Source organism: Streptomyces durhamensis, from assembly GCF_000725475.1.
Lineage (GTDB): Bacteria > Actinomycetota > Actinomycetes > Streptomycetales > Streptomycetaceae > Streptomyces > Streptomyces filipinensis.
This window is the reverse complement of record NZ_JNXR01000007.1, coordinates 502,781-526,602: the sequence shown is the minus strand read 5'-3', so window position 1 is coordinate 526,602 and position 23,822 is coordinate 502,781. Positions and strand designations below refer to the sequence as shown.

The window sequence follows — 23,822 nt, the reverse complement described above, 5'->3', positions numbered from 1 at the left end:
CCTTCAGGTGGCCGGCTCCTCCACCGGCGCCTCCCCGAACCGCGCCAGCGCCAGCGCCCCCGCCACGGCCACCAGGAACCCCAGGACCGCCAGCCAAGCCAGCCCCTCCCGCGTGCGATCCCCCAGCCACACCACGCCCACCGCCGCCGGGCCGATCGTCTCGCCGATCACCAGGCCGGCCGTGGCCGTGGTCACCGATCCGCGTTGCAGGGCGGAGGTCAGCAGCACGAACGCGGCTCCTCCGCCGATCACCAGCGCGTAGGCCGCCGGGTTGGTGAGCAGGTCGGCCGGCGCCAGGCTGTCGATCAGCCGGACCGACACCTCCACCACCCCGAACCCGAACCCGGCCCCGAGTCCCAGCATCAGGGCCCGGCTCGCCCCCGACAGCCGCCCGCCCACGAGGGAGAGCAGGAGCATTCCGACCGCCACGGCCAGCATGACGTACCGCAACGTGTCCGAGCCGCCCTTCCCGCCCTCCGGCCCGGACGCCAGCCCCAGCATCGCGAGCCCGGCGCACACCACGGCCACCGCCGTCCACTCCGTGCCGCTCAGCCGCACCCGCAGCAGGCGTGCCGCCACGACCGCCGTCACCGCCAGGCTCGACGCCAGGGCCGCGCCGACCGCATAGATCGGCAGGGACCGCAGCGCGGCGATCTGGAACAGGAAGCCGAGTCCGTCCAGCGCCAGTCCGGCGAGGTACCGCCACTGCCGCAGCGCCCGCAGGAGCAGTGCCGCCTCGCCGCCCCCGCCCGTACCGGCCTCTCGCGCGGCCACCGCCTGCAACACCGTCGCGGTACCGAAGCAGACCGCCGCGCCAAGGGCGCACACCATTCCAAAGAGCACGAAGTGACTCTAGGCGAGCGGCAGAGCCCCAGGCCGCCTGTACGGCCGGTCTCACCGATCTCTAGGCTGGCCGGCAGCCCGACGAAACACGACGCCGGTACACGACGCCGGACAGCACGACGCACAGGGGGAGACGCGCAACCATGGCCACCGCACAGCCCACGGCACCCAGGCGGTTCCGCTCCGGCACGGTCGTCCTCGGCGGCATGGGCCTGCTGGCCGCCGCCCTCACCGCCTGCTCGTCCGCCCCGGACAAGCGCTGCGTGGACCGCGACAGCTACACCCTCGCCAAGGGCTACAAGGTCGTCTCCGACAAGAACTGCACGACCACGTCCCGCAAGACCCCGGTGAACGGCGGCTGGTACTACGGCGGCAAGAAGAAGGGCTCCTGGGTGAGCGGCGGCTCCTTCACCAAGCCCCACAAGAGCTCGGGCGGCTCCTCCGGCGGCCACGGAGTCCACCGCGGCGGCTTCGGCGGCGGTCACGGCAGCTCCGGCGGCTGACCGGAAGACGCCCCATGGAACGCCGCACCACCACCCCGCGCCCAGGCTGGCAGCAGACCGTCGAGGCACAGGGCCTCGTCTACCCCCTCACCCGCCACCCGGACGGCTCGCTGCGTCCCTACTGGGACGAGAGCGCCTACTACGTCTTCACCCTGGACGAGGTCGAGGCGCTGGAGGAGACCGTCGGGGAACTGCACCGCATGTGCCTCGCGGCGGCCGAGCACATCGTCGCCGAGGACCGCCTCGCCGACCTCGGCATCACCGACCCGCGCCTCGCCGCCGCGGTCACCGACGCCTGGCGCCGCCGCGCCGAACTTCCCTCCGTCTACGGCCGGTTCGACCTGCGCTACGACGGCACCGGCCCGGCCAAGCTCCTGGAGTACAACGCCGACACCCCGACCTCGCTGGTGGAGGCCGCCTCCCCCCAGTGGTTCTGGATGGAGGACCGTTTCCCCGGCGCCGACCAGTGGAACTCCCTGCACGAGCGCCTCGTCGAGGCATGGCGGACCCAGGCCGCGCTGCTCCCGCCCGGCAGCCCCCTGCACTTCGCGCACTCCTCGGCCGACGAGCTCGGCGAGGACCTGATGACGGTCGCCTATCTCAAGGAGACCGCCGAACAGGCCGGCCTCGACACCGACTGGCTGGCCATGGAGGAGATCGGCTGGGACACCCTCTCCGGCCGCTTCGTCGACAACCGGCTCCGGTTCATCCGCAGCATCTTCAAGCTCTACCCCTGGGAATGGCTCACCACCGACGCCTTCGCCGGGCACGTCCTGGACACCCTCGACAACGGCGGCGGCACCGGCAGCACCCTGTGGATCGAACCCGCCTGGAAGATGCTGCTCAGCAACAAGGCGCTGCTGGCAGTCCTGTGGGAGCTCTACCCCGGCCACCCCCACCTCCTGCCCGCCTACCTCGACGGCCCCCGCGAGCTCGCCTCCGCATCCGGCTACGTCGCCAAGCCCCTGCTCGGCCGCGAGGGCGAGGGCGTCACCCTGCACCAGCCGGGCGCCCCGGCCGCGGTCCGCGACGAGCCCTGCTGCTACCAGCAGCTCGCCCCGCTCCCCGCCTTCGACGGCAACCACGTCGTCCTCGGCGCCTGGGTCGTCCAGGACGAGCCGGCCGGTCTCGGCATCCGCGAGTCCTCCGGCCTGATCACCGACGAGTACGCCCGCTTCCTGCCCCATGTGATCCTCTAGACCACCCTTCTGAGCCCGTGGACCACCCTTCTCAGCGGGCAGACCACCTTTGTCAGCCGGTCAGCACCGCACGCAGCTGCTCCAGCCCCCAGTCCAGGTCCTCCTCGCCGATCACCAGCGGCGGAGCGATCCGTACCGTGTGGCCGTGGGTGTCCTTCACCAGCACCCCGCGGTCCACCAGCCGCTCCGACACCTGCCGGCCGGTACCGACCCCCGGCGCGAGGTCCACGCCCGCCCACAGCCCGCGCCCGCGTACCGCCGTCACCGTGCCCGTGGCCGGCAGCGCCGCGAGCGCCCGGTGCATCCGCTCGCCCAGCAGGGCCGCCCGCGCCTGGAACTCGCCCGTCCGCAGCATCGCGATCACCTCCAGCGCCACCGCACAGGCCAGCGGGTTCCCGCCGAACGTCGACCCGTGCTCGCCCGGCCGGAAGACCCCGAGCACCTCCGCGCTCGACACCACCGCCGACACCGGCACGATCCCGCCGCCCAGGGCCTTGCCCAGTACGTACATGTCCGGCACCACCCCCTCGTGCTCACACGCGAAGGTCCGCCCGGTCCGGCCCAGCCCCGACTGGATCTCGTCGGCGACGAAGAGCACGTTCCGCTCCCGGGTCAGCTCCCGCACGGCCGGGAGGTAGCCCGCCGGGGGCACGATCACCCCGTTCTCGCCCTGGATCGGCTCCAGCAGCACGGCGACGGTGTTCTCCGTCAGCGCCTCCCGCATCGCCGTCAGATCGCCGTACGGCACGATCTGGAACCCCGGCGTGTACGGCCCGAAGTCGGCCCGGGCCTCCGGGTCGGTCGAGAAGCTGATGACCGTCGTGGTCCGCCCGTGGAAGTTGCCGCCCGCGACCACGATCTTCGCCATCTCCGCGGGCACCCCCTTCACCCGGTACCCCCACTTGCGGGCCGTCTTCACCGCGCTCTCCACCGCCTCCACGCCGGTGTTCATCGGCAGCACCATCTCCATCCCGCACAGCTCGGCCAGCTCCCGGCAGAACGCCGCGAACCGGTCGTGCAGAAAGGCGCGGGACGTCAGGGTCACCCGGTCCAGCTGGGCCTTCGCCGCCTCGATCAGCCGCTGGTTGCGGTGGCCGAAGTTGAGCGCCGAGTAGCCGGCCAGGAGGTCCAGATAGCGCCGCCCCTCCACATCCGTCATCCAGGCGCCGTCCGCGGAGGCGACGACCACGGGCAGCGGGTGGTAGGTGTGCGCGCTGTGCGCGTCGGCGGCGGCGATGAGTGTCTCCGTAGTGGTCACGGGATCTCCAGACGGTGCCGGGTGCTGAGGGTGCCCCCTTTCCTATCGTCGCTCGCATGGTGGACGCGGGATCTCTGCTCTTCGGCGTGCCCGGTAGGCTGATCAGCGGGCCGTGACTGGCGCGCTGGGATGGGACGGACCATCGGGGAGCGGCCCGAGCGGAAAAGAGTGCCGTGCGCCTGGGCCGAACGTGAACGCTGTTACGCACGCCGTCCGGAGGTCCTCATGCCAGAGCAGCAGCCCCTCTCCACCGAGTCCACGGCCTTCCGCGCCGCCCTCGACGTCATCCGTGCCGTCGAGCCGCGTGTCGCCGACGCCATCGGCCAGGAGGTCGCCGACCAGCGCGAGATGCTCAAGCTGATCGCCTCCGAGAACTACGCCTCCCCGGCCACCCTGCTGGCGATGGGCAACTGGTTCAGCGACAAGTACGCCGAGGGCACCATCGGCCGCCGCTTCTACGCCGGCTGCCGCAACGTCGACACCGTGGAGGCGCTGGCCGCCGAGCACGCCCGCGAGCTCTTCGGCGCCCGCCACGCCTATGTCCAGCCGCACTCCGGCATCGACGCCAACCTCGTCGCCTTCTGGGCCGTCCTGGCCGACCGGGTCGAGGTCCCCTTCCTGGAGAAGACCGGCGCCCGCCAGGTCAACGACCTGACCGAGGCCGACTGGGCCGAACTGCGCCAGGCCTTCGGCAACCAGCGCATGCTCGGCATGTCCCTGGACGCCGGCGGTCACCTCACCCACGGCTTCCGCCCGAACATCTCCGGCAAGATGTTCGACCAGCGCTCCTACGGCACCGACCCGGCCACCGGCCTCATCGACTACGAGGCCCTGCGCGCCCAGGCCCGCGAGTTCAAGCCGCTGATCATCGTCGCCGGCTACTCGGCCTACCCCCGTCTGGTGAACTTCCGCATCATGCGGGAGATCGCCGACGAGGTCGGGGCGACCCTGATGGTCGACATGGCCCACTTCGCGGGCCTCGTCGCCGGCAAGGTCCTCACCGGCGACTTCGACCCGGTCCCGCACGCCCAGATCGTCACCACCACCACCCACAAGTCGCTGCGCGGCCCGCGCGGCGGCATGGTCCTGTGCGACGACGCCCTCAAGGACCAGGTCGACCGCGGCTGCCCGATGGTCCTCGGCGGCCCGCTGCCGCATGTCATGGCCGCCAAGGCCGTGGCCCTCGCCGAGGCGCGGCAGCCCGCCTTCCAGGACTACGCCCAGCGCATCGTGGACAACTCCCGCGCCCTGGCCGAGGGCCTGATGCGGCGCGGCGCCACCCTGGTGACCGGCGGCACGGACAACCACCTCAACCTGATCGACGTCGCCACCTCCTACGGGCTCACCGGCCGCCAGGCGGAGGCCGCCCTGCTGGACTCCGGCATCGTCACCAACCGCAACGCCATCCCGGCCGACCCGAACGGCGCCTGGTACACCTCCGGCATCCGCGTCGGCACCCCCGCCCTGACCACGCGTGGCCTGGGCACGGCCGAGATGGACGAGGTGGCGGGCCTGATCGACCGCGTCCTGACCACCACCGAGCCGGGCACGACGAAGTCCGGCGCGCCGAGCAAGGCCGCCCACGTCCTGGACGAGAAGGTGTCGACGGAGATCGCCCAGCGGGCCACCGACCTGGTGGCGGGCTTCCCGCTCTACCCGCAGGTCGACCTGGGCTGAAGCACCCGGCAGGGGCGTGGGGAACTGCGCGACGGGCCCACCATGGTCCGCGGTTCCCCACGCACCGAACCCACCCGTCACTCTGCGACAATGAGGGGTATGGCTTCAGACCGACCCCGCGTGCTCTCCGGTATCCAGCCCACCGCCGGCTCGTTCCACCTCGGCAACTACCTCGGTGCCGTCCGCCAGTGGGTGGCCCTGCAGGAGTCCCACGACGCGTTCTACATGGTCGTCGACCTGCACGCGATCACGGTCCCGCAGGACCCGAAGGAGCTGCGCGCCAACACCCGGCTCGCCGCGGCCCAGCTGCTGGCCGCCGGTCTGGACCCGGACCGCTGCACGCTCTTCGTCCAGAGCCACGTCCCCGAGCACGCCCAGCTCGCCTGGATCATGAACTGCCTCACCGGCTTCGGCGAGGCGAGCCGCATGACCCAGTTCAAGGACAAGTCCGCCAAGCAGGGCGCCGACCGCGCCTCCGTCGGCCTGTTCACGTACCCGGTCCTGCAGGTCGCCGACATCCTGCTGTACCAGGCGAACGAGGTGCCGGTCGGCGAGGACCAGCGCCAGCACATCGAGCTGACCCGCGACCTGGCCGAGCGCTTCAACGGCCGCTTCGGCGAGACCTTCGTGATCCCGTCGCCGTACATCCTGAAGGAGACGGCGAAGATCTACGACCTCCAGGACCCGGCGATCAAGATGAGCAAGTCGGCGTCCACGCCGAAGGGCCTGGTCAACCTGCTCGACGAGCCGAAGACCACGGCCAAGAAGGTCAAGAGCGCCGTCACCGACACCGACACCGTGATCCGCTACGACGTGGAGAACAAGCCGGGCGTCAGCAACCTGCTCACCATCTACTCGACGCTCACCGGCAGGTCGGTCGCCGAGCTGGAGCGGGACTACGAGGGCAAGATGTACGGCGCCCTGAAGACCGACCTCGCCGAGATCATGGTCGAGTTCGTGACGCCGTTCCGCGAGCGCACCCAGCAGTACCTGGACGACTCCGAGACGCTCGACTCGGTCCTGGCCAAGGGTGCGGAGAAGGCGCGCGCGGTCGCCGCGGAGACGCTCGCGCAGGCCTACGACCGGGTGGGTTTCCTGCCGGCGAAGCACTGACGAGCGCCGGGCGTATCCAGGCGTACGACCGCACACGCGTCCGGCCGGACAGAGCGCTGCACATCACTTCCACTGCGCCTGCCCCGAGGACAGTCATGGCCGTACAGTCGATAGCCGACGGGTGAGAAGAAACCGACGGCTGAGCAGAAAACAGACACGGGAACACGGGCACGACGACAGGAGACGACGTGGGGACCGTAACGATCGGCGTGTCGATCGCGGTCCCGGAGCCCTACGGCAGCCTGCTCCAGGAGCGGCGCGCGGGCTTCGGCGACGCCGCGGCTCACGGCATCCCCACACACGTCACGCTGTTGCCGCCGACGGAGATCGACGAGGCCGAGCTGCCGGCCGTCGAGGCGTACCTCGGCGAGGTCGCCGCGGTGGGCCGGCCGTTCCCGATGCGGCTGTCCGGCACCGGCACGTTCCGTCCGCTGTCCCCGGTGGTCTACGTCCGTGTGGTGCAGGGCGCCGAGAGCTGCACCTGGCTGCAGCAGCGGGTGCGGGACGCGTCCGGGCCGGTGGCGCGGGAGCTGCAGTTCCCGTACCACCCGCACGTCACCGTCGCGCACGGCATCGAAGAGGCGGCGATGGACCGCGCGTTCGAGGAGCTGGCGGGCTTCGACGCGCAGTGGCCGTGCACGGGTTTCGCCCTGTACGAGCAGGGGGCCGACGGGGTGTGGCGCAAGCTGCGGGAGTACGCGTTCGGCGGGGCCGTGGTGCCGCCGCAGGCCGGCGCGCTGCGCGGGCTGGGCCGAAGCAGCGCGGTGTCGTAGCACCGGGATCCTCACAGCGGCAGCTGTCGGAACAGCGCCCTGGGCATGTGCCGCAGCGCCGACATCACCAGCCGCAGCGCTCCCGGCACCCACACCACCTCCGAACGGCGGCGCAGGCCCAGTTCGATGGCCGTCGCGACCGCCTCCGGAGTCGTCGTGAAAGGCCCCTCCCCGCGGACGTACCCCGGCCGCACGACCATGACGCGCGCCCCCGTGCCGTGCAGGGCGTCGCCGAGGCCCTGGGCGAAGGCGTCGAGCCCGGCCTTGCTGGAGCCGTAGATGAAGTCGGCGCGGCGGGCCCGCTCGCCGGCGACCGAGGAGAGGACCACCAGGCAGCCGTGGCCCTGGGTCTGCAGCGCCCGGGCGGCCACCAGGCCGGCGGAGACGGCTCCGGTGTAGTTGGTCTGGGCGACCTGCACGGCGCGTACCGGATCGCGTTCGTCGTGGGCCTGGTCGCCGGGGAGGCCGAAGGCGAGCAGCACCAGGTCGATGTCGCCCTCGGCGAACACCTTGCCGAGGACGGTCTCGTGGGACTCGGTGTCGAGTGCGTCGAAGGCGACGGTGCGCACGTCCGCGCCGAGCGTGCGCAGATCCTCGGCGGCCTGTTCCAGGGCGGGGGAGGGGCGGCCCGCGAGCCACACCGTGCGGGTGCGGCGGGCGATCAGGCGGCGGGCGGTGGCCAGCGCGATGCCGGACGTGCCGCCGAGGACGAGCAGGGACCGGGGGAGACCGAAGGCGTCCTTCACAGCAGCTCCTGGAGATCTGGGGCGGGGGCCGGAGGCCGAGCCGGCGGGCGAGGTCGGAGACGAACACCCCGAGCGGGTCCAGCCGGCTGCGCAGCGCGCGGATGTCGGTGACCGTATCGCCCCGGTATGGGTAGTTAGTTACGGAACATTCGCCCGCTCCGCACAATGGGGCATTAGTGGGATGTCATACGAGCGTGCCGGCAGGGGCAGGGACGGATCATGGACTGGCTGAAGAGACTCCCCGGCATCGGGCCGGTCGTCACGCGCCTGATGACCACGCACGCGTGGCGCTGCTACGAACGGCTGGACCGGGTGAAGTGGACGCGGCTGGCCGCCGCCATGACGTTCGTCAGCTTCGTGGCACTGTTCCCGCTGCTGACCCTGGCCGCCGCGGTCAGCGCCGCCACGCTCAGCGAGGACCGGCAGAGGACGGTCCAGACCAAGATCGCCGACCAGTTCCCCGGCGTCGTCTCCGACCAGCTGGACCTCAGCTCGCTGGTCCGGAACGCCGGCACCGTCGGGGTCATCGCGGGTGCGGTGCTGCTGTTCATCGGCATCGGCTGGGTGGGGCAGGTGCGGGACTGCCTGCGCGCGGTCTGGGAGTTGCCCGACCAGCAGCAGAACCCGCTGGTGGTCAAGGCCAAGGACGCCGGCATCCTGCTCGGCCTGGGCGGGGCCCTGCTGGGCACGCTCGCCGCGTCCACCCTCGCGTCGGCCGCCGTCGGCCTGGTCTCGCGCCATCTCGGCCTGGCCGAGCACGGCTGGGGCAGTGCGCTGCTGCGGGTCGCCGCGTTCGCAGTCGCCGTGCTCGGCGACTTCCTGGTCCTGCTCTACGTCCTGACCCTGCTGCCCGGGGTCGAACCGCCGCGCCGCCGCCTGCTGGTGGCGGCGCTGCTCGGCGCGGTCGGCTTCGAACTGCTCAAGCTGCTGCTGAGCGGCTACATCCAGGGAGTGGCCGCGAAGAGCATGTACGGCGCGTTCGGCGTCCCCGTGGCGCTGCTGCTGTGGATCAACTTCACGTCGAAACTCGTCCTGTTCTGCGCCTCCTGGACGGCGACACAGGGCAAGGAGGCGGCGGTCGTCGAGGTCACGGGCGCGACCGGCGGCGCATCAGGTCCGGCAGCGGCCACCGGCGGTTGATCAGGAACGCCCCGCCCGCGAGCAGTACCAGCACCCCGCCCGCGATGGCCGCGGCGGTGCCGACGCCGCCGGATCCGGCGGTGGCACCGGCCACCGGCCTGGATCCGGAGCCGCCGGCCGTTGCGGAGCGTTGGGCGGAGGCACTGGGCGCGGCGCTCGGCGCGGCGTTCCTCGGCGGCACCAGCTCGCCCACCGGGGTGACCTTGCCGGCCGCCTGGAAGCCCCAGTCCAGGAGCTTCGCGCTCTCCTTGTAGACCTCGTTGTGCTCGTGCTTCTGCGGGTTCATCACCGTGACCAGCAACACCTTGCCGTTGCGCTCGGCGACGCCGGTGAACGTGGCACCCGCGTTGGTGGTGTTGCCGTTCTTCACCCCGGCGATGCCCTGGTAGACCGGCACGTCGGTGTCGCCGCTCAGCAGCCGGTTGGTGTTGCGGATCTCCCCGGACTCGAACCTGGCGCTCACGGTCGAGCAGTAGTCACGGAAGTCCTTCTTCTGCAGCCCGGACCGGGCGAACAGCGTCAGGTCGTACGCCGAGGACACCTGTCCCGGCTCGTCGTAGCCGTCGGGGGAGATCACGTGGGTGTCCAGGGCCTGGAGTTCGCCGGCGTGGTCCTGCATGTCCCTGACGGTCTGCGCGACCCCGTCGTTCATCGCGGACAGCACGTGCACGGCGTCGTTGCCCGAGCGCAGGAAGACGCCGAGCCACAGGTCGCGGACGGTGTAGGAACGGCCCTCCTTTATCCCGACCACGCTGGAGCCGACGCCCACACCCGCGAGGTCGGCCGGTGCCACCTTGTGCTCCATGGTCTTGGGGAACCGGGGCAGCAGGGTGTCCGCGAACAGCATCTTCAGGGTGCTGGCCGGGGGCAGCCGCCAGTGCGCGTTGTGCGCGGCGAGCACCTCGCCCGACTCCGCGTCGGAGACGATCCAGGAGCGTGCGGTGAGGTCCTTGGGCAGCACGGGGACACCAGGGGCGAGGTTCACCTGCGTACCGGGCTGCCCGAGCCGCTTCCCACCCACGGTGGACATGCGGGCCGGGGGCGTCGCCGCCGGACTCGTCGACGGGCCGGGGGCGGCGAGGGCGGCGGGCGCGGTGACGGACAGGGACAGCAGGGCGGCGGTGGCGGCCAGCAGGAATCGCCGGCCGGTCTTCTTCGGAGCGGACACGGTCGAGAACGTACCTTTTGTCGGCCCTGGAGTCCCATGACGCAGCTCACCCCCGGCACGGAACCGGACGGCCGGCGGTGATACTGGTGCCATGAAGCTCAGCCGCCCGGTCTCCTGGTTCCTGCTCGTTTTCGGGGTGTGGTCCTGGGTCATCTGGGTCACTTTCGTCAAGAACTTGATCAAGGACGCCAGCGGTCTCGCCTTCGATCACGGCCACCCGACCGCGTACTTCTGGGTGCATCTGCTGCTGGCGGTCGTCTCCTTCGTATGGGGGACGGTCATCGGCGTCATCGGGTTGCGCGGACTGCGAGCGCTGCGCCGCACGTCATAGCCGACCTCCCCGGCACCCCCGCGGAACCGCTCCCACGCCTGTGAAGGCGCTGTGAAACCAGGCGGAAACAACGCCTCGGTAAGTTCTTGCACATCTGGTCAGAAAGCCCTTCCCCCCGCTGAAACAGGTGTGATTAGGTGAGCCGCGCCACTAGGGGGTGGCGAAACAGTGCTGGCCAGGGGTAGGGCCTTTGGAGGCCTGGGGAGGGCACCACCATGCGATCTGTTCGCATGCGCGTTCTCATGACAGTGCTCGTGCTCGCGGTCGTGGGAATCGGCGGCTGGCAGCTGCTGCCGTCGCAGGGGAACAAGAACAGGACCATCACGGTCGGTACGACGGACGCCGTCACGGACCTCGACCCGGCCGGTGCCTACGACGCCGGTTCCTGGGCGCTGTTCAGCAACGTCTTCCAGTCGCTGCTGACGTTCGAGCCGGGCGGTGTCGAGCCGGTCCCGGACGCGGCGCAGAGCTGCGCCTTCCAGGGCGGCGGCCTGCGCACGTACCGGTGCACGCTGCGCTCCGGCATCACCTTCCCGAGCGGGCGCGCGATGACGGCCGAGGACGTGAAGTACTCCTTCGACCGCGTCAAGAAGATCAACTCCGAGGTCGGCCCGGCGTCGCTGTTCTCCACGCTCGGCTCGGTGACCGCCGACAGCGCGACGACCGTCACCTTCCATCTGTCGTCCCCGGACGCCACCTTCCCGCTGAAGGTCGCCACGGGCGCCGGCTCGATCGTGGACAAGGACAGCTACCCGGCAGGCTCCCTGCGCACCGGTACCGCGGTCGACGGCACGGGCCCGTACACGCTGGCGTCGTACACCAAGGGCGAGCAGGCCGAACTGCGGCCCAACGGGCGCTACAAGGGCGACCTCGGCGGCACCGGCCGCCCCGTCGAGCTGCGCTACTACGCCGACTCGGCGAAACTCGACAGCGCCTGGAAGGCGGGCCGCGTCGACGTCGCCACCCGTGACCTGCCGCCGCATGTGCTCTCCCAGCTGAACCCGAGCGATCCCGGCCGGCGCGTCACCGAGTCCGACAGCGCCGAGACCCGCAACCTGTACCTCAACACCCGTCCGGCCTCCCCGCTGCGCGATGTGCGGGTGCGGCGCGCGATGGCCTGGCTGGTCGACCGCGAGCAGCTGGCCGCGACGGTCTACGAGGGCACGGTCGACCCGCTGTACTCGCTGATCCCGACCGGCATCACCGGCCACACCACCTCCTTCTTCGACGACTACCCGAAGCAGAGCGTGCAGCAGGCGCGAGAGCTGCTCACCCAGGCAGGGGTGAGCCTGCCGGTGCGCTTCACCCTCGGCTACGGCAGGAACCGGGGCGCCGGTGAGCAGGAGGCCGCGGCGCTGAAGAAGCAGCTGGAGGCGGGCGGCCTGTTCAAGGTGGACGTCAGGGGATACGAGTGGACCGACTTCCAGAAGCGCTGGGCGGCCGGGAAGATGGACGCGTGGGCGGTCGGCTGGGTGCCCGACTATCCCGACCCCGACACCTTCGGCGGCCCGCTCGTCGGCACCGGGTCCACGATGGCCACCGGGTACAGCAACAAGGTGGTCGACCATCTCGTGCTGGACAGCCAGCAGTTCGCCGACCGCAGCCGGGCCGCCGGCGACTTCAAGGCCATCCAGCAGGACATCGCCCGTGACGTCCCGCTGATCCCGCTGTGGCAGCGCAAGTCGTACGTGGTGAGCACCGAGGACGTGGGCGGCGGCCAGTACCTGGACGACGGCACGGGCGTGTTCCGCCTGTGGCGCCTGCAGTGGATCTGACCGGGATCACTCCTCCTGCTTCCGCCCCTTGGTCCGCGGGTCCGGCAGTGCCCTCGTCATGCCGGGCAGGAAGTCCGTGAACAGCTCATGGACCTCCAGGACCAGGGGGCGCAGCACGCGGAAGCGGGCGAGCGCCACTCCGCGGGCGGTCAGCCGGGCGCCGCGGCGGGCCAGCCGGTAGCTGCGCTCGCGGTCCTCGGTGCGGTCGAAGATCCAGTACAGGACCAGGCCCATCTGGGAGAGCCACATCAACTCCGGGAGGATGTCCCGCAGTTCGGGGGCGACCTTGGACTTCGAGCCCGCCAGCACCTCCCGGTGCACCCCGATGGCCTCCTCCCGGGCGTGCTCGCTCTCCGGCGAGAAGGGGCTGAGCGGGCTGTCGGGGTCGGCGGCGTTCTTGAAGAACTGCACGGCGAACTCGTGGTACGGCCGGGCGATGTCGAGCCACACGGTCAGTACGCCCGCGAGCCGCGCCTCCAGGTCGGTCTCCCGGTCCAGGACCTCGCGGACCGCCGCCCGGTGCTCGGCGGCGAGCCGGTCGTAGAAGCCCTGGATCAGGTGTTCCTTGCCCGCGAAGTAGTAGTAGGCGTTGCCGACGGAGACCCCGGCCTCCTGGGCGATGGCCCGCATGGTGGTCTTGTCGTACCCGCGCTCCTGGAACAACCGCATGGCGGTCTCCAGGATCAGCGCGCGGGTCTGCTCGGACTTGCTGCTGGGGGAGCCGGCCGTCTCGGGGCCGTCGTTCTTCGCGGACACGGTAGAAGAGCCTAACGAGTGCGGTGGCGGAGCTAACCGGTGGCGCAGGACCCGTCCGAGCAGGGCGGCGGGCTGTAGCTCCAGCCCGTGCGGGGGTGGTACGTCCACCCGTCCGACCGGCGGTAGGTCTGGTGCCCGCCCCACTGCGACCCGCGCCACTTCGCCGCCGCGAGCACCGCGCCACGGGCGAGCCGGGCGCCGGCCGGGGTGCTCAGCCGGTGGGCGAGGGGGCGGTGCTCGCGCAGGGCCCACAGGACGACGATCCAGGCGCGGGCGCCCCGGTAGACCTGACCCAGGTCGCCGACGACGGTGACCTCGTCGAGGGTGGCGCGGTGGTCGAGCCCGGGGAAGCGGGCGCGGGCCCGGTCCGAGCCCGCCGGCAGCAGCTCCAGTGGCACCAGCTGCGGCTGCCGTACGAGCCAGTCCCGCAGGTGCGTGCACAGGCCGCACTCGGCGTCGTACAGGACGGTCAGCCCGCGGACCGGGGCGCGCGCGGCGCCCCGGTCCCGCGGAGTGGTCACGGCGGTCACGGTGGTCACGCCCCGGCCGCCGGGGCGACCCACTCCTGCGGGTTGACCGGCGGCAGCTGTTCGCGCTCCATGATCCCGCGCCGGCGGATCCGGTTGAGCACGTACACGTTGCCCAGGTGCATCCCGCCGAGCACCAGCAGGACCACGCCCAGCTTGGTCGACAGGGCCTCGAAGATCCCGCGGGTGTCCTCGATCGTCTCGTCCCCGCTCAGGTACAGCGCCACGAAGCCGAGGTTGACCAGGTAGAAGCCGACGACCAGGAGGTGGTTGACGGCGTCCGCGAGCTTTTCGTCGCGCAGTACGTCGGCGAGGAAGACCCGGCCGTTACGGCTGAGCGTGCGGGCCACCCAGATGGTCAGCCCGATGCTGACGACCAGGTAGATGACGTAGGCGATGACGGTGCGGTCCATGCCCCACCCCTTCTTGAACGCGTTCAAAACGCTGACAGGGATGACTGTAGACCTGTTTTTGAACGTGTTCAACCCGGCCGGGAGGGGGGACGGGGGATCAGTGACGGCGGCCCAGCTCCGGGCGCTTGGTGTAGTCCGTGAACCCGAGGACGTTGCCCCACGGATCGGCGAACTCCACCGTCCAGCCGGTGGCCACGCGGAACACCTCGTCCAGCGGCGCGATGCCGGCCGCGGCCAGCTCCCGCGCCGCCGCCCGCGCGTCCGGCACCTCCAGCCAGACGCGCGGCGAGGGCCACGGCGGCGTCCGGCGCCCCAGTGCCTCCTCGGCGCGCAACAGGATCCCGGGCATCTCCCCGCCGACCCTCAGCTGTGCGATCCCGGCCTCGTCGAACCGGAACCCCACGGTGAACCCGGCCCGCTGGTAGAAGTCGAGGGCCTCGCCGAGAGTGCCGACGGGGAGCAGCACGTTGTCGAAACCGAGCAGTTCGTACGACTCTTCGTCTGACATGTCGTCACATTAGAACCGCGAGTCGGTGAAACCCGACAAAAACGCCCGAGGGCCCTGCTTCCGGAGGATCGGAAGCAGGGCCCTCGGGCCGGCTGCGGATGACCGGGAAGATCAGTAGCGGCGCGTGATGAGCGCGCGCTTCACTTCCTGGATCGCCTTGGTGACCTCGATGCCACGCGGGCAGGCGTCCGTGCAGTTGAAGGTCGTACGGCAACGCCACACGCCGTCACGGTCGTTGAGGATCTCCAGGCGCTGCTCGCCCGCCTCGTCACGGCTGTCGAAGATGAAGCGGTGGGCGTTCACGATCGCGGCCGGACCGAAGTACTGGCCGTCGTTCCAGAACACCGGGCAGGAGGAGGTGCAGGCGGCGCAGAGGATGCACTTCGTCGTGTCGTCGAAGCGCTCGCGGTCCTCGGCGGACTGCAGACGCTCGCGCGTCGGCTCGTTCGTCTCCTTGGTGACCAGGAACGGCATGACGTCCCGGTACGCCTGGAAGAACGGCTCCATGTCCACGACCAGGTCCTTCAGGACCGTCAGGCCCTTGATGGGCTCGACCGTGATCGGCTTCTCGGGGTTGATGTCCTTGATCAACGTCTTGCAGGCAAGACGGTTCTTGCCGTTGATCCGCATCGCGTCCGAGCCGCAGATGCCGTGCGCGCACGAGCGGCGGAAGGTGAGGGTGCCGTCGACGTCCCACTTGATCTTGTGGAGGCCGTCGAGGACACGCTCCTTCGGGTCGATCTCCAGCTGGAAGTCTTCCCAGACCGCCTCCGCCGAGACCTCCGGGTTGAACCGGCGGATCCGGAAGGTGACCGTGATGTAGGGGGAGTCGGCGAAGCCCGGCTCGGGCCGGCCGGCCGCCTCATCCTTGTCCAGAACGGGGGTTGCCATCAGTACTTACGCTCCATCGGCTGGTAGCGGGTCTGGACGACCGGCTTGTAGTCGAGACGGACGGTTTCCGAGCCGTCGGCGCCGACCTCGCGGTACGCCATGGTGTGGCGCATGAAGTTGACGTCGTCGCGGTTCGGGTAGTCCTCGCGGTAGTGACCGCCGCGGGACTCCTTGCGGGCCAGCGCGGACACCGCCATGACCTCGGCCAGGTCGAGCAGGTTGCCCAGCTCGATCGCCTCCAGGAGGTCCGTGTTGAACCGCTTGCCCTTGTCCTGGATCGACACGTTCTTGTAGCGCTCGCGCAGCTCGGCGATCTTCTCGACGGCCGTCTTGATCGTCTGCTCGGTGCGGAACACCATGACGTTGGCGTCCATGGTCTCCTGCAGCTCGCGGCGGAGCGTGGCCACGCGCTCGTTGCCGGTGGAGTTGCGCAGCTGCTCGATCTGCTCGACGACGAGGGTCTCCGGGTTCTCCGGCAGCTCCACGAAGTCGGCCTTCGCCGAGTACTCGGCGGCGGCGATGCCCGCGCGGCGGCCGAAGACGTTGATGTCCAGCAGCGAGTTGGTGCCGAGGCGGTTGGCGCCGTGCACGGAGACACAGGCGACCTCGCCGGCCGCGTACAGGCCCGGGACGACCGTGGTGTTGTCCGCCAGGACCTCACCCTCGACGTTCGTCGGGATGCCGCCCATCGCGTAGTGCGCGGTCGGCTGGATCGGGATCGGGTCCGTGTACGGCTCGATGCCGAGGTACGTACGCGCGAACTCGGTGATGTCCGGGAGCTTGGCGTCCAGCTGCTCCGGCGGCAGGTGCGTGAGGTCGAGGTAGACGTGGTCGCCCTCGGGACCACAGCCGCGGCCCTCGCGGATCTCCGTGTAGATGGAGCGGGACACGACGTCACGGGACGCCAGGTCCTTCATGACGGGAGCGTACTTCTCCATGAAGCGCTCGCCGTCCTTGTTGCGCAGGATGCCGCCCTCACCGCGGGCACCCTCGGTGAGCAGGATGCCCATGCGCCAGATGCCGGTCGGGTGGAACTGGAAGAACTCCATGTCCTCCAGCGGCAGGCCCCGGCGGTAGACGGCGGCCTGGCCGTCACCGGTGAGGGTGTGCGCGTTGGAGGTCACCTTGAAGAACTTGCCGCAGCCGCCGGAGGCGTAGATGACGGCCTTCGCCTGGAAGACGTGGATCTCGCCGGTCGCCAGCTCGTAGGCGACGACACCGGCCGAGCGCTTGACGCCGTCGACCTCGGTGATCAGCTGGTCCAGGACGTAGAACTCGTTGAAGAACTCCACGCCCTCCTTGACGCAGTTCTGGTACAGCGTCTGGAGGATCATGTGGCCGGTGCGGTCCGCGGCGTAGCAGGACCGGCGCACCGGCGCCTCGCCGTGGTTACGGCTGTGACCGCCGAAGCGGCGCTGGTCGATGGTGCCGTCCTTGGTGCGGTTGAACGGCAGGCCCATCTTCTCCAGGTCGAGGACGGCGTCGATGGCCTCCTTCGCCAGGATCTCGGCGGCGTCCTGGTCGACCAGGTAGTCACCGCCCTTGACCGTGTCGAAGGTGTGCCACTCCCAGTTGTCCTCCTCCACGTTGGCCAGCGCGGCGGCCATGCCGCCCTGCGCGGCGCCCGTGTGGGAGCGGGTGGGGTACAGCTTGGTCAGCACCGCGGTGCGGCTGCGCTTCGTCGCCTCGATGGCGGCGCGCATGCCCGCGCCACCGGCGCCGACGATGACGGTGTCGTACTTGTGGATCTTCATGATTCTCGCAGCCCCGTGCCTAGCGGATGTTCGGGTCGAAGGTGAAGATCACCAGCGTGCCCAGCAGGATGGTCCACACCGTGGCGGTGTACAGCAGGGCCTTCAGCCACATGCGGGAGCTCGCGCGCTCCGCGTAGTCGTTGATGACCGTGCGCAGGCCGTTGGCGCCGTGCAGCATCGCGAGCCACAGCATCAGCAGGTCCCAGACCTGCCACCAGGGAGAGGCCCAGCGGCCGGCCACGAAGGCGAAGCCGATCTTGGAGACACCGCCGTCCAGCACGAGCTGGATCAGCAGGTGGCCGAGGACCAGGACGACCAGCACGATGCCGGACAGGCGCATGAACAGCCAGGCGGCGAGCTCGAAGTTGCCCCGGGTCGACTTCGGGGTCTTCTTGGTGCGCTTGCGCGGGGCCTCGATCAGCGGGGCGGGGTGGTCGACGTCGTAGGCGGCGCCCTCGACGGGGCCGACGCCGGACGGGGTGGTTTCAGTCGTGGACATCGGCGTCAGCTCCCAAAGAGAACGCGGGCGGCGTGGCCGAGGACCGGGTAGACGGCCCCGAGCATCAGCACGATCCAGACACCCATCACGGTCCAGAACATCTGCTTCTGGTAGCGCGGGCCCTTCGACCAGAAGTCGACGGCGATGACGCGCAGGCCGTTGAGCGCGTGGAAGAGGATGGCGGCGACGAGGCCGTACTCCAGCAGCGCGACGATCGGCGTCTTGTACGTGGCTACGACCTTGTCGTAGTCCTCGGGGGAGACACGCACGAGAGCGGTGTCCAGCACGTGAACGAACAGGAAGAAGAAGATGAGGACGCCGGTGACTCGGTGAGCCACCCAGGACCACATTCCTTCCCGGCCGCGGTACAGCGTTCCAGCCGGCACGGAAGAACCCTCCGGGAGCGGGGACTAGGGCCGCGCCGGCTTCACTGTCGGTCGGGCCCGGCCGGGTACGGTCCACCGGCCCCCAGCATCGTAGCCATGCGCTGCGCTGTGCTTTACGGGGGGCCTACCTTGTGTGATCAAATTGGCACCGGATGGGTTAGGGAGCGTACGGATACGGGCCGGTGTGTCCCGTTATTTACCGACTGCGGATGCGTTGTGGCTGGTCGCGCCCCTCAGGCAGGTGCCCAGCCTGCCTCTTGCGAGGCGCCGGAGTTGCTCCGCCGCCACGACCCGTTCGTCCTCCGGGTCGTTCGCCCATCGTGTGCGGATCGCTTCGAGGATGCGGTCGATGGCCTCGTCCGGGTGGGCGTCGCCCAGATAGATGACGAACGCGTGCCCGAATCTCGCCTCGTAGGCGGCGTGGGCCGCGCCCAGGGCCGTGTGGGCCGCCGAGTAGGTGCCCTCGGGCAGGTCGGGGAGCGATTCCCCGGCGAGGGCCTCCGACAGGTCGGCCGGCGACAGGTCGTACGCCGCCTCGTCCGCCGCGGCCAGGAGGGAGTCCAGGTCGGGGTAGGGGCGGTGGTCCGCGATGCGGTGGGCCCAGCGCCGGCTGTTCAGGCAGTGCAGCAGCACGGCGCGGGCCTCGTCGGCGGGGGCGGTGTTGAAGGCGTCGAGAGGCTTGGGGAGATACGGGAGGTGATGGGCGGGCAGCGTGGGTCCTCGCGTCACATGTGGCGTGGCAGGGGATGCTGTGAAAGGTGTGTCGTCAGGTTATCGAGAGTGGTCACTGTGTGTCCGTGCGATGCCTGAAATTCACCCGGACGGGAGAGTTTCGGAACGCCTCGATGACGAAGGAAGCCCGGATCGGTCGTACGTTGGCACGGTGACCCAGCACAGGCGCCGTGCTTCGGCGCAGCAGGTGATACGCAAACGGGCGGTCGTGGCCGCCGCGTTCGTCGGGACCGTGGCGCTCGGCACGGGGGTCGGCGTGTGGGCCTCGTCGGGCGGCGGCGGGAAGCCGGAAGGGGGCGCGCGGCAGCAGCAGTCGTCGTCCGCCCGGGTGGCCGGTACCGACTCCGGCCCGGCGGCCACACCCCCGGCGAGTCCGCCGCCCGGCCGGACCTATCCGCTGTCCCCGGCGCCGCGCACGATACCCGCGGTGCGCTCCCACACCCCGGAGCGGGGACCGGGCTGGCAGCCGCGGAAGGCGGACCGCGTGGTGATCGGTGCCGCGGGTCTGGCCGACGAGGGGCGGCTGATAGCCGGCGAGCTCGGGCTCACCTACGCCGGCCGGAAGGACGACGTGCGGGCGGGGGACGTCCGGCTCACGCTCGGCGGGGGCGGGAACCAGGAGTCGTACACGATGACCGTCCGCGACGGGCGGGTGGACATCAGCGGTCCCGGTGAGGCCGGTGTCTTCTACGGCACCCGCACGCTGAAGCAGGAGGTCCACGGCGGCGGTACGGCGCCCGAGGGGGGCGTACGGGACGCGCCCGCCAAGCCGGTGCGCGGGTTCATGCTGGACATCGCGCGCAAACCGTACTCCGAGTCCTGGATCGAGGACCGAATACGGGAGCTCGGCGACCTGAAGTTCAACGAACTGGGGCTGCACTTCTCCGACGACCAGGCCTTCCGCATCGAGTCCGGCACCCACCCCGAGATCGTCTCGCCGGACCATCTGACCAAGGCACAGGTGGAGCGGATCGTCGCCCTGGCGCACAGCCGGCACATCACCGTCGTCCCCGAGATCGACTCGCCCGGGCACCTGGGCGCCGTCCTCGCCGCCCATCCCGGCCTTCAGCTGCGCAACGCGAGCGGAACCCCCACCAAGGGCGCGATCGACATCTCCAAGCCCGCCTCCGCCAAGCTCGTCGACGATCTGCTGAACGAGTACGCGGGGCTGTTCACCGGCGACCGGTGGCACCTCGGCGGCGACGAGTACCAGGCGCTGACCGTGAAGGACCCGCAGGCCTCGTATCCGCAGCTGGCCGCCGCAGCCCGGCAGAAGTACGGCTCCGGCGGCACCGTCGCCGACCTCGCCACCGGCTGGCTGAACGACCGCGCCGCCACCGTCCGCGCCCACGGCAGGACCATGCGGGCCTGGAACGACGGCTTCTACCGCGGGGCCTCCGTGCAAGCCGCCAAGGACCTCCAGGCCGCCTACTGGACCGGCAAGGAGATCGGCGCCCGGCCGCCCGTGGAGTACCTGGGCGCGGGACGCAGGGTGCTCAACCACAACGACGAGTTCCTCTACTACGTCCTCGGCCAGCCGCAGACCTTCGTGTATCCCACCGGGCAGCGGATCTACGAGCGGTGGAACCCGCGCGTGCTGCGCGGCACGGCCGCCGTACCGGCGCGCTACGACGGGCAGATCCTGGGCGGCTCGTTCGCGGTGTGGTCCGACTTCCCGAACGCGCAGACGGAGGCGCAGGTCGCGGCCGGGATCCGGATGCCGCTGCGGGCCACCGTGCAGAAGCTGTGGGACCCGGGCACGCCGGCACTGTCCTGGGCGGACTTCCGGAGCCTGGCGGACCGGCTTGGCTGAAAACGCCCGCTGTGACACTCCCGCGCCGTAGCACGCAGTAAGGGGAAGTGCGGGCTCCGTACCGGTCGGTGCCCTGGCGAGGGAGACATTCATGAGCCTGGTGGAACGCATCGCGCAGGCCGACGAACGCGGACTGGCCGCCAGCGGGCTGGCTTGTTTGGACCGGTGCCTGCCTCTGCTCGGCGCCGACGACGAACTGCTCCGGCCGCTGTGGGCGAGCCTCGCCGACGGCTCCGACTGGAGCGCGAGCCTGGACAGGGCCCGGGCCGCCCTCGGTGCCGGGCAGCCGGACGACGAGGTCGCGCTGCTCGCCCGGCGCATGCTGGAGGCGGCCCCGGCCGAGCGCACCGCCGACGCGGTACGGCCCTGGGCCGACGCCTGCTCGGTCGCCTCGCTGCGGATCCACCGGCTGCTCGATCCCGCCGCGGACGACACGGCGGCGGCGGACGGTCTGGCCGCCGGGCGCGCGGGTGACACGGCGGATCTGCCTCCGCTGGTCGCGGCCGAGCTGCGCCGCCAGACGGCGGTGCTGGAGCTGGTCGCCGAGCACGGTCCGCACGGCCTGCGCCGCGCGCTGGACCTGTCGATCGAGGGCCGGCGGGTGCTGCGGGCGGTGGTCTCGCGCCGGGCACGCACCGGGGCCTGAGGCGGCACCGGACGCCGACGCCGACCGCGAGCGCCCCGACGGGACACGGACGAGGGCGCCGGCAGGCACCGGAGACCCGCGCCCCGGCCGTTTCAAACCCCCTGCGTGGGCGAGTCCTGTGACCGTCGTGCGGTCGGCGTGGGGCGGTTCTGCGGGAGTCGGCACAGCGGCCCGGAAAGGCGTGACGGCCCGGCCGCGCCGCTCGCTCTTCCCTATGTGACAGCCCACGTGACAGCACAGCAGGAGACCAGGCCGCACGCCGCGGCGAAGCCCGTACGGTGGGCCGCGGACACCGTGGCGACCATGCGCGAGGGCGCCCGGGTGCGGCTCGACTACTCGGCACAGAGCCTGTGGCGGGTCGACCGGATGATCGAGGAGATCCGGCGCGAGGCGCCGCCGCCCGCCGCCGTGGAGAGCGTGCTGCGCGGCTTCGGCGCCTACGCCGGTGAGGTCATCGTCCGCCAGACCGGTGCCGAGTGGTGGGCGGCCGGCGGCGACCACTGGGTGCGCACCCCCGACGGCCGGCTCTGGGACCCCGTCGAGGAGGCCCGGCGCTGCTTCGCCGGTCAGGGCTCGCTGCGCCTGCTGTGCCGGGATGCGACGGGCTCCCGCTGACCGGGCGCGGCGACCTGTACGCCGAGGGGCGGGGCGCGACCGCCGACCGGGTGTCCGTGCCGCGCCCCACGGACCCTGTGACACTTCTGTGCGGCCCGGCGCTGATCACCGTGGAGGGCGGAGACACGGCCGCAGCGTGTCGGACCGTGAGGGACGAGCCACGCCGTGGCCATGAGCTCGGCACGAACGAGGACGTCTTGGGCCAGGGAGGGGTACCCCGGCGCCCGCAGCCGCGGGACGGGGAACTGGGCGCGGCCGTCGCGCGCGCCCAGGAGGGCGACGAGACCGCCTTCGCGGTGGCCTACCGGATCGTGCAGCCCGGCCTGCTCGGCTATCTGCGCGGCCTCGTCGGCGAGGACGCGGAGGACGTGGCCGCCGACGCCTGGCTGGAGATCGCCCGCGACCTCGGCCGGTTCAAGGGCGACGGCGCCGGCTTCCGCGGCTGGACCGCGACCATCGCCCGGCACCGCGCCCTGGACCAGCTGCGCCGCCGCCGGGTACGGCCCCGGGCCGCGCCGCTGGAGCAGGACGCCCTGGAACTGCCCGGCCGGCACAGCACCGACGACGAGGCCCTGGAGTCGCTGTCCACGCACCGGGCGCTGGAACTGGTGCGCAGCCTGCCGCGCGACCAGGCCGAGGCGGTGCTGCTGCGGGTGGTCGTCGGCCTGGACGGCCCGTCCGCCGCGCGCGTCCTCGACAAGCGCCCCGGCGCCGTCCGTACGGCCGCGCACCGGGGGCTGAAACGCCTCGCCCGGCACCTGGGCGCCCAGGACGCGGCGGACGAGGGCGGGGCGGACGGAGGCGCGGCGGACGAGGGTGTGACGGATGACGGCCCCCGGACGCTGGGTGAGTCGACATGAACGGCGCCGATCGCGAGCCGTACGGATAGTGGGAGAGGAATCGGCGCGGGACTCCGGCGCGCCGGACGAGGACGGGAACGGGCATGGGTGAACGGCACAGCGGCGACGCTCCCCCGGGGCGCCGGCGCGCGCACCCCGGCGGCATCCTCTCCGCACCCCGGCGCGACGAGGCGGACCTCGGCGGCTCCGGGTTCGAGGCGCGGCTCGCCGCCGCCCTGCGCGCCGACGACACGGACGCCGAGGGCGAGCGCCGGGCCGTGGCCGCCTTCCGTGCCGCCCGCGCGACGGAAGCGCCCCTGCCGCGCACCCGGCGCCGGGACGACTGGCGGCCCGCGGCACCGCGCCGCGGCCGGCTCTCGCTGAGGGCCACGCTCTCGGTGGCGCTCGCGAGCCTCGCGCTGGGCGGCGTCGCCGTCGCGGCGATCGGCTCCGCCCGGTCAGGCCCGTCCGCCCGCCCGCACACCCCGCGGCCGGCGCACTCGTCGACGAACACCTCGCACGGGCCGGCCGTACCCGGCCCGTCCGCCGGGCCGGCCGGTTCCCGGTCCCCGGGCCCGTCCGCCCGCCCGGACCACCCCGCCACCGCCCGGGACACCCTGGCCCACTGCCGTACCTACGAGCGGGCCGGAGAGCGGGGCGGTGCCCTGGACTCGACGGCCTGGCAGCGGCTCGTCACGGCGGCGGGCGGCGAGGACGGGGTCGCGGCCTACTGCGCCCGGGTGGAGCACTCCCAGGGGCCGAAGGGCGGCCACGGGGGCAAGCCGGGCAAGGACGCGGGGCGGCCGGCGGCGAGTCCGAAGCCGGCCGACGCGAAGCCGGCCGGCGTCGGTCCGACCGGCGTGAAGAAGAAGCCCGCGGGGGCCGGGAGCAAGAAGAAGTAGCGGCCCCTCCGGCCC

General features: G+C 71.5%; 26 protein-coding genes and 1 riboswitch. Of the genes, 13 read left to right on the top strand and 13 right to left on the bottom strand.

All coding sequences use genetic code 11. The features are described 5' to 3' along the window. Positions 1 to 3 precede the first annotated feature (3 nt). Complete coding sequence (locus IO33_RS0113430; RefSeq protein ID WP_031164150.1) at positions 4 to 831, bottom strand: DMT family transporter; 828 nt, start codon at positions 829 to 831, stop codon at positions 4 to 6. Positions 832 to 986: 155 nt separating this feature from the next. Here IO33_RS0113430 and IO33_RS52375 point away from each other — a divergent pair, with 155 nt between their 5' ends. After that, positions 987 to 1,346 (top strand): hypothetical protein, encoded by a 360-nt coding sequence (locus IO33_RS52375; RefSeq protein WP_031164147.1) that lies wholly within the window; start codon positions 987 to 989, stop codon positions 1,344 to 1,346. A 14-nt stretch (positions 1,347 to 1,360) separates the two neighbouring features. Next, entirely contained in the window at positions 1,361 to 2,545 is a 1,185-nt protein-coding gene (locus IO33_RS0113420) for a glutathionylspermidine synthase family protein (protein WP_031164145.1), read from the top strand. Positions 2,546 to 2,597: 52 nt separating this feature from the next. Here the strand turns inward: IO33_RS0113420 and rocD are convergent, their stop codons facing one another. Continuing rightward, positions 2,598 to 3,803 (bottom strand): ornithine--oxo-acid transaminase, encoded by a 1,206-nt coding sequence (gene rocD, locus IO33_RS0113415; RefSeq protein WP_031164142.1) that lies wholly within the window; start codon positions 3,801 to 3,803, stop codon positions 2,598 to 2,600. A gap of 102 nt (positions 3,804 to 3,905) precedes the next feature. Further along, positions 3,906 to 3,995: riboswitch (ZMP/ZTP riboswitch) on the top strand. A 33-nt stretch (positions 3,996 to 4,028) separates the two neighbouring features. On the opposite strand from rocD, the gene IO33_RS0113410 reads away from it, so the two are divergent. The 3 genes from IO33_RS0113410 to IO33_RS0113400 all read left to right on the top strand — a co-directional run bounded on the left by IO33_RS0113410 (position 4,029) and on the right by IO33_RS0113400 (position 7,366). After that, complete coding sequence (locus IO33_RS0113410) at positions 4,029 to 5,480, top strand: glycine hydroxymethyltransferase (protein ID WP_031164140.1); 1,452 nt, start codon at positions 4,029 to 4,031, stop codon at positions 5,478 to 5,480. A gap of 99 nt (positions 5,481 to 5,579) precedes the next feature. Further along, the gene (gene trpS, locus IO33_RS0113405) at positions 5,580 to 6,593 is read left to right on the top strand and encodes a tryptophan--tRNA ligase (RefSeq protein WP_031164138.1); all 1,014 of its coding nucleotides are present in this window, start codon (positions 5,580 to 5,582) and stop codon (positions 6,591 to 6,593) included. 188 nt (positions 6,594 to 6,781) lie between these two features. Next, on the top strand, positions 6,782 to 7,366 hold the full coding sequence (locus IO33_RS0113400) for a 2'-5' RNA ligase family protein (RefSeq protein WP_031164136.1): 585 nt from the start codon (positions 6,782 to 6,784) through the stop codon (positions 7,364 to 7,366). An 11-nt stretch (positions 7,367 to 7,377) separates the two neighbouring features. Here IO33_RS0113400 and dprE2 read toward each other — a convergent pair whose 3' ends face one another. Beyond that, a complete protein-coding gene (dprE2, locus tag IO33_RS0113395) occupies positions 7,378 to 8,112 on the bottom strand; it encodes a decaprenylphospho-beta-D-erythro-pentofuranosid-2-ulose 2-reductase (protein WP_031164134.1) in 735 nt (244 codons plus the stop codon). 219 nt (positions 8,113 to 8,331) lie between these two features. On the opposite strand from dprE2, the gene IO33_RS0113390 reads away from it, so the two are divergent. After that, positions 8,332 to 9,252, top strand: a complete 921-nt coding sequence (locus IO33_RS0113390; protein WP_031164132.1) for a YihY/virulence factor BrkB family protein — start codon at positions 8,332 to 8,334, stop codon at positions 9,250 to 9,252. Here IO33_RS0113390 and IO33_RS0113385 read toward each other — a convergent pair. Further along, complete coding sequence (locus tag IO33_RS0113385) at positions 9,200 to 10,420, bottom strand: D-alanyl-D-alanine carboxypeptidase family protein (RefSeq protein WP_031164131.1); 1,221 nt, start codon at positions 10,418 to 10,420, stop codon at positions 9,200 to 9,202. The two genes, IO33_RS0113390 and IO33_RS0113385, sit on opposite strands and share 53 nt — an antisense overlap. A gap of 91 nt (positions 10,421 to 10,511) precedes the next feature. Between IO33_RS0113385 and IO33_RS0113380 the strand changes: the two genes are divergently transcribed. Continuing rightward, positions 10,512 to 10,751, top strand: a complete 240-nt coding sequence (locus IO33_RS0113380) for an SCO4848 family membrane protein (RefSeq protein ID WP_031164129.1) — start codon at positions 10,512 to 10,514, stop codon at positions 10,749 to 10,751. A 215-nt stretch (positions 10,752 to 10,966) separates the two neighbouring features. Further along, positions 10,967 to 12,526, top strand: coding sequence for an ABC transporter substrate-binding protein (locus IO33_RS0113375; protein ID WP_031164127.1), 1,560 nt, complete (start codon positions 10,967 to 10,969; stop codon positions 12,524 to 12,526). 6 nt (positions 12,527 to 12,532) lie between these two features. Here the strand turns inward: IO33_RS0113375 and IO33_RS0113370 are convergent, their stop codons facing one another. From IO33_RS0113370 to IO33_RS0113330, 9 genes are all read right to left on the bottom strand, one after another. Beyond that, complete coding sequence (locus IO33_RS0113370; protein ID WP_031164125.1) at positions 12,533 to 13,282, bottom strand: TetR/AcrR family transcriptional regulator; 750 nt, start codon at positions 13,280 to 13,282, stop codon at positions 12,533 to 12,535. A gap of 32 nt (positions 13,283 to 13,314) precedes the next feature. Further along, on the bottom strand, positions 13,315 to 13,803 hold the full coding sequence (locus IO33_RS0113365; RefSeq protein WP_107069308.1) for a thiol-disulfide oxidoreductase DCC family protein: 489 nt from the start codon (positions 13,801 to 13,803) through the stop codon (positions 13,315 to 13,317). 14 nt (positions 13,804 to 13,817) lie between these two features. Then, positions 13,818 to 14,222 (bottom strand): hypothetical protein, encoded by a 405-nt coding sequence (locus IO33_RS0113360; RefSeq protein ID WP_031164120.1) that lies wholly within the window; start codon positions 14,220 to 14,222, stop codon positions 13,818 to 13,820. A 97-nt stretch (positions 14,223 to 14,319) separates the two neighbouring features. Then, on the bottom strand, positions 14,320 to 14,730 hold the full coding sequence (locus IO33_RS0113355; protein ID WP_031164118.1) for a VOC family protein: 411 nt from the start codon (positions 14,728 to 14,730) through the stop codon (positions 14,320 to 14,322). A 111-nt stretch (positions 14,731 to 14,841) separates the two neighbouring features. Then, a complete protein-coding gene (locus IO33_RS0113350; protein WP_031164117.1) occupies positions 14,842 to 15,621 on the bottom strand; it encodes a succinate dehydrogenase iron-sulfur subunit in 780 nt (259 codons plus the stop codon). After that, the gene (gene sdhA / locus IO33_RS0113345) at positions 15,621 to 17,375 is read right to left on the bottom strand and encodes a succinate dehydrogenase flavoprotein subunit (protein WP_031164115.1); all 1,755 of its coding nucleotides are present in this window, start codon (positions 17,373 to 17,375) and stop codon (positions 15,621 to 15,623) included. Before sdhA ends, IO33_RS0113350 begins: the two co-directional genes overlap by 1 nt. A gap of 19 nt (positions 17,376 to 17,394) precedes the next feature. Then, the gene (locus IO33_RS0113340; protein WP_031164113.1) at positions 17,395 to 17,874 is read right to left on the bottom strand and encodes a succinate dehydrogenase hydrophobic membrane anchor subunit; all 480 of its coding nucleotides are present in this window, start codon (positions 17,872 to 17,874) and stop codon (positions 17,395 to 17,397) included. 5 nt (positions 17,875 to 17,879) lie between these two features. Beyond that, complete coding sequence (gene sdhC / locus IO33_RS0113335; RefSeq protein WP_037685290.1) at positions 17,880 to 18,260, bottom strand: succinate dehydrogenase, cytochrome b556 subunit; 381 nt, start codon at positions 18,258 to 18,260, stop codon at positions 17,880 to 17,882. A 192-nt stretch (positions 18,261 to 18,452) separates the two neighbouring features. Beyond that, positions 18,453 to 18,989, bottom strand: coding sequence for a 2-oxo-4-hydroxy-4-carboxy-5-ureidoimidazoline decarboxylase (locus IO33_RS0113330; RefSeq protein ID WP_037685288.1), 537 nt, complete (start codon positions 18,987 to 18,989; stop codon positions 18,453 to 18,455). A 154-nt stretch (positions 18,990 to 19,143) separates the two neighbouring features. Here IO33_RS0113330 and IO33_RS0113325 point away from each other — a divergent pair, with 154 nt between their 5' ends. The 5 genes from IO33_RS0113325 to IO33_RS0113305 all read left to right on the top strand — a co-directional run bounded on the left by IO33_RS0113325 (position 19,144) and on the right by IO33_RS0113305 (position 23,807). Beyond that, positions 19,144 to 20,805, top strand: a complete 1,662-nt coding sequence (locus tag IO33_RS0113325) for a beta-N-acetylhexosaminidase (protein ID WP_245235774.1) — start codon at positions 19,144 to 19,146, stop codon at positions 20,803 to 20,805. 91 nt (positions 20,806 to 20,896) lie between these two features. Next, entirely contained in the window at positions 20,897 to 21,451 is a 555-nt protein-coding gene (locus IO33_RS0113320) for a hypothetical protein (protein ID WP_031164104.1), read from the top strand. A 228-nt stretch (positions 21,452 to 21,679) separates the two neighbouring features. Then, on the top strand, positions 21,680 to 22,066 hold the full coding sequence (locus IO33_RS0113315; RefSeq protein ID WP_031164102.1) for a hypothetical protein: 387 nt from the start codon (positions 21,680 to 21,682) through the stop codon (positions 22,064 to 22,066). 197 nt (positions 22,067 to 22,263) lie between these two features. Continuing rightward, positions 22,264 to 22,926: an RNA polymerase sigma factor gene (locus IO33_RS0113310; RefSeq protein ID WP_031164100.1), complete on the top strand. Its 663-nt coding sequence runs from the start codon at positions 22,264 to 22,266 to the stop codon at positions 22,924 to 22,926. 83 nt (positions 22,927 to 23,009) lie between these two features. Continuing rightward, the gene (locus IO33_RS0113305; RefSeq protein WP_051926649.1) at positions 23,010 to 23,807 is read left to right on the top strand and encodes a hypothetical protein; all 798 of its coding nucleotides are present in this window, start codon (positions 23,010 to 23,012) and stop codon (positions 23,805 to 23,807) included. The last annotated feature ends 15 nt before the right edge of the window (positions 23,808 to 23,822 follow it).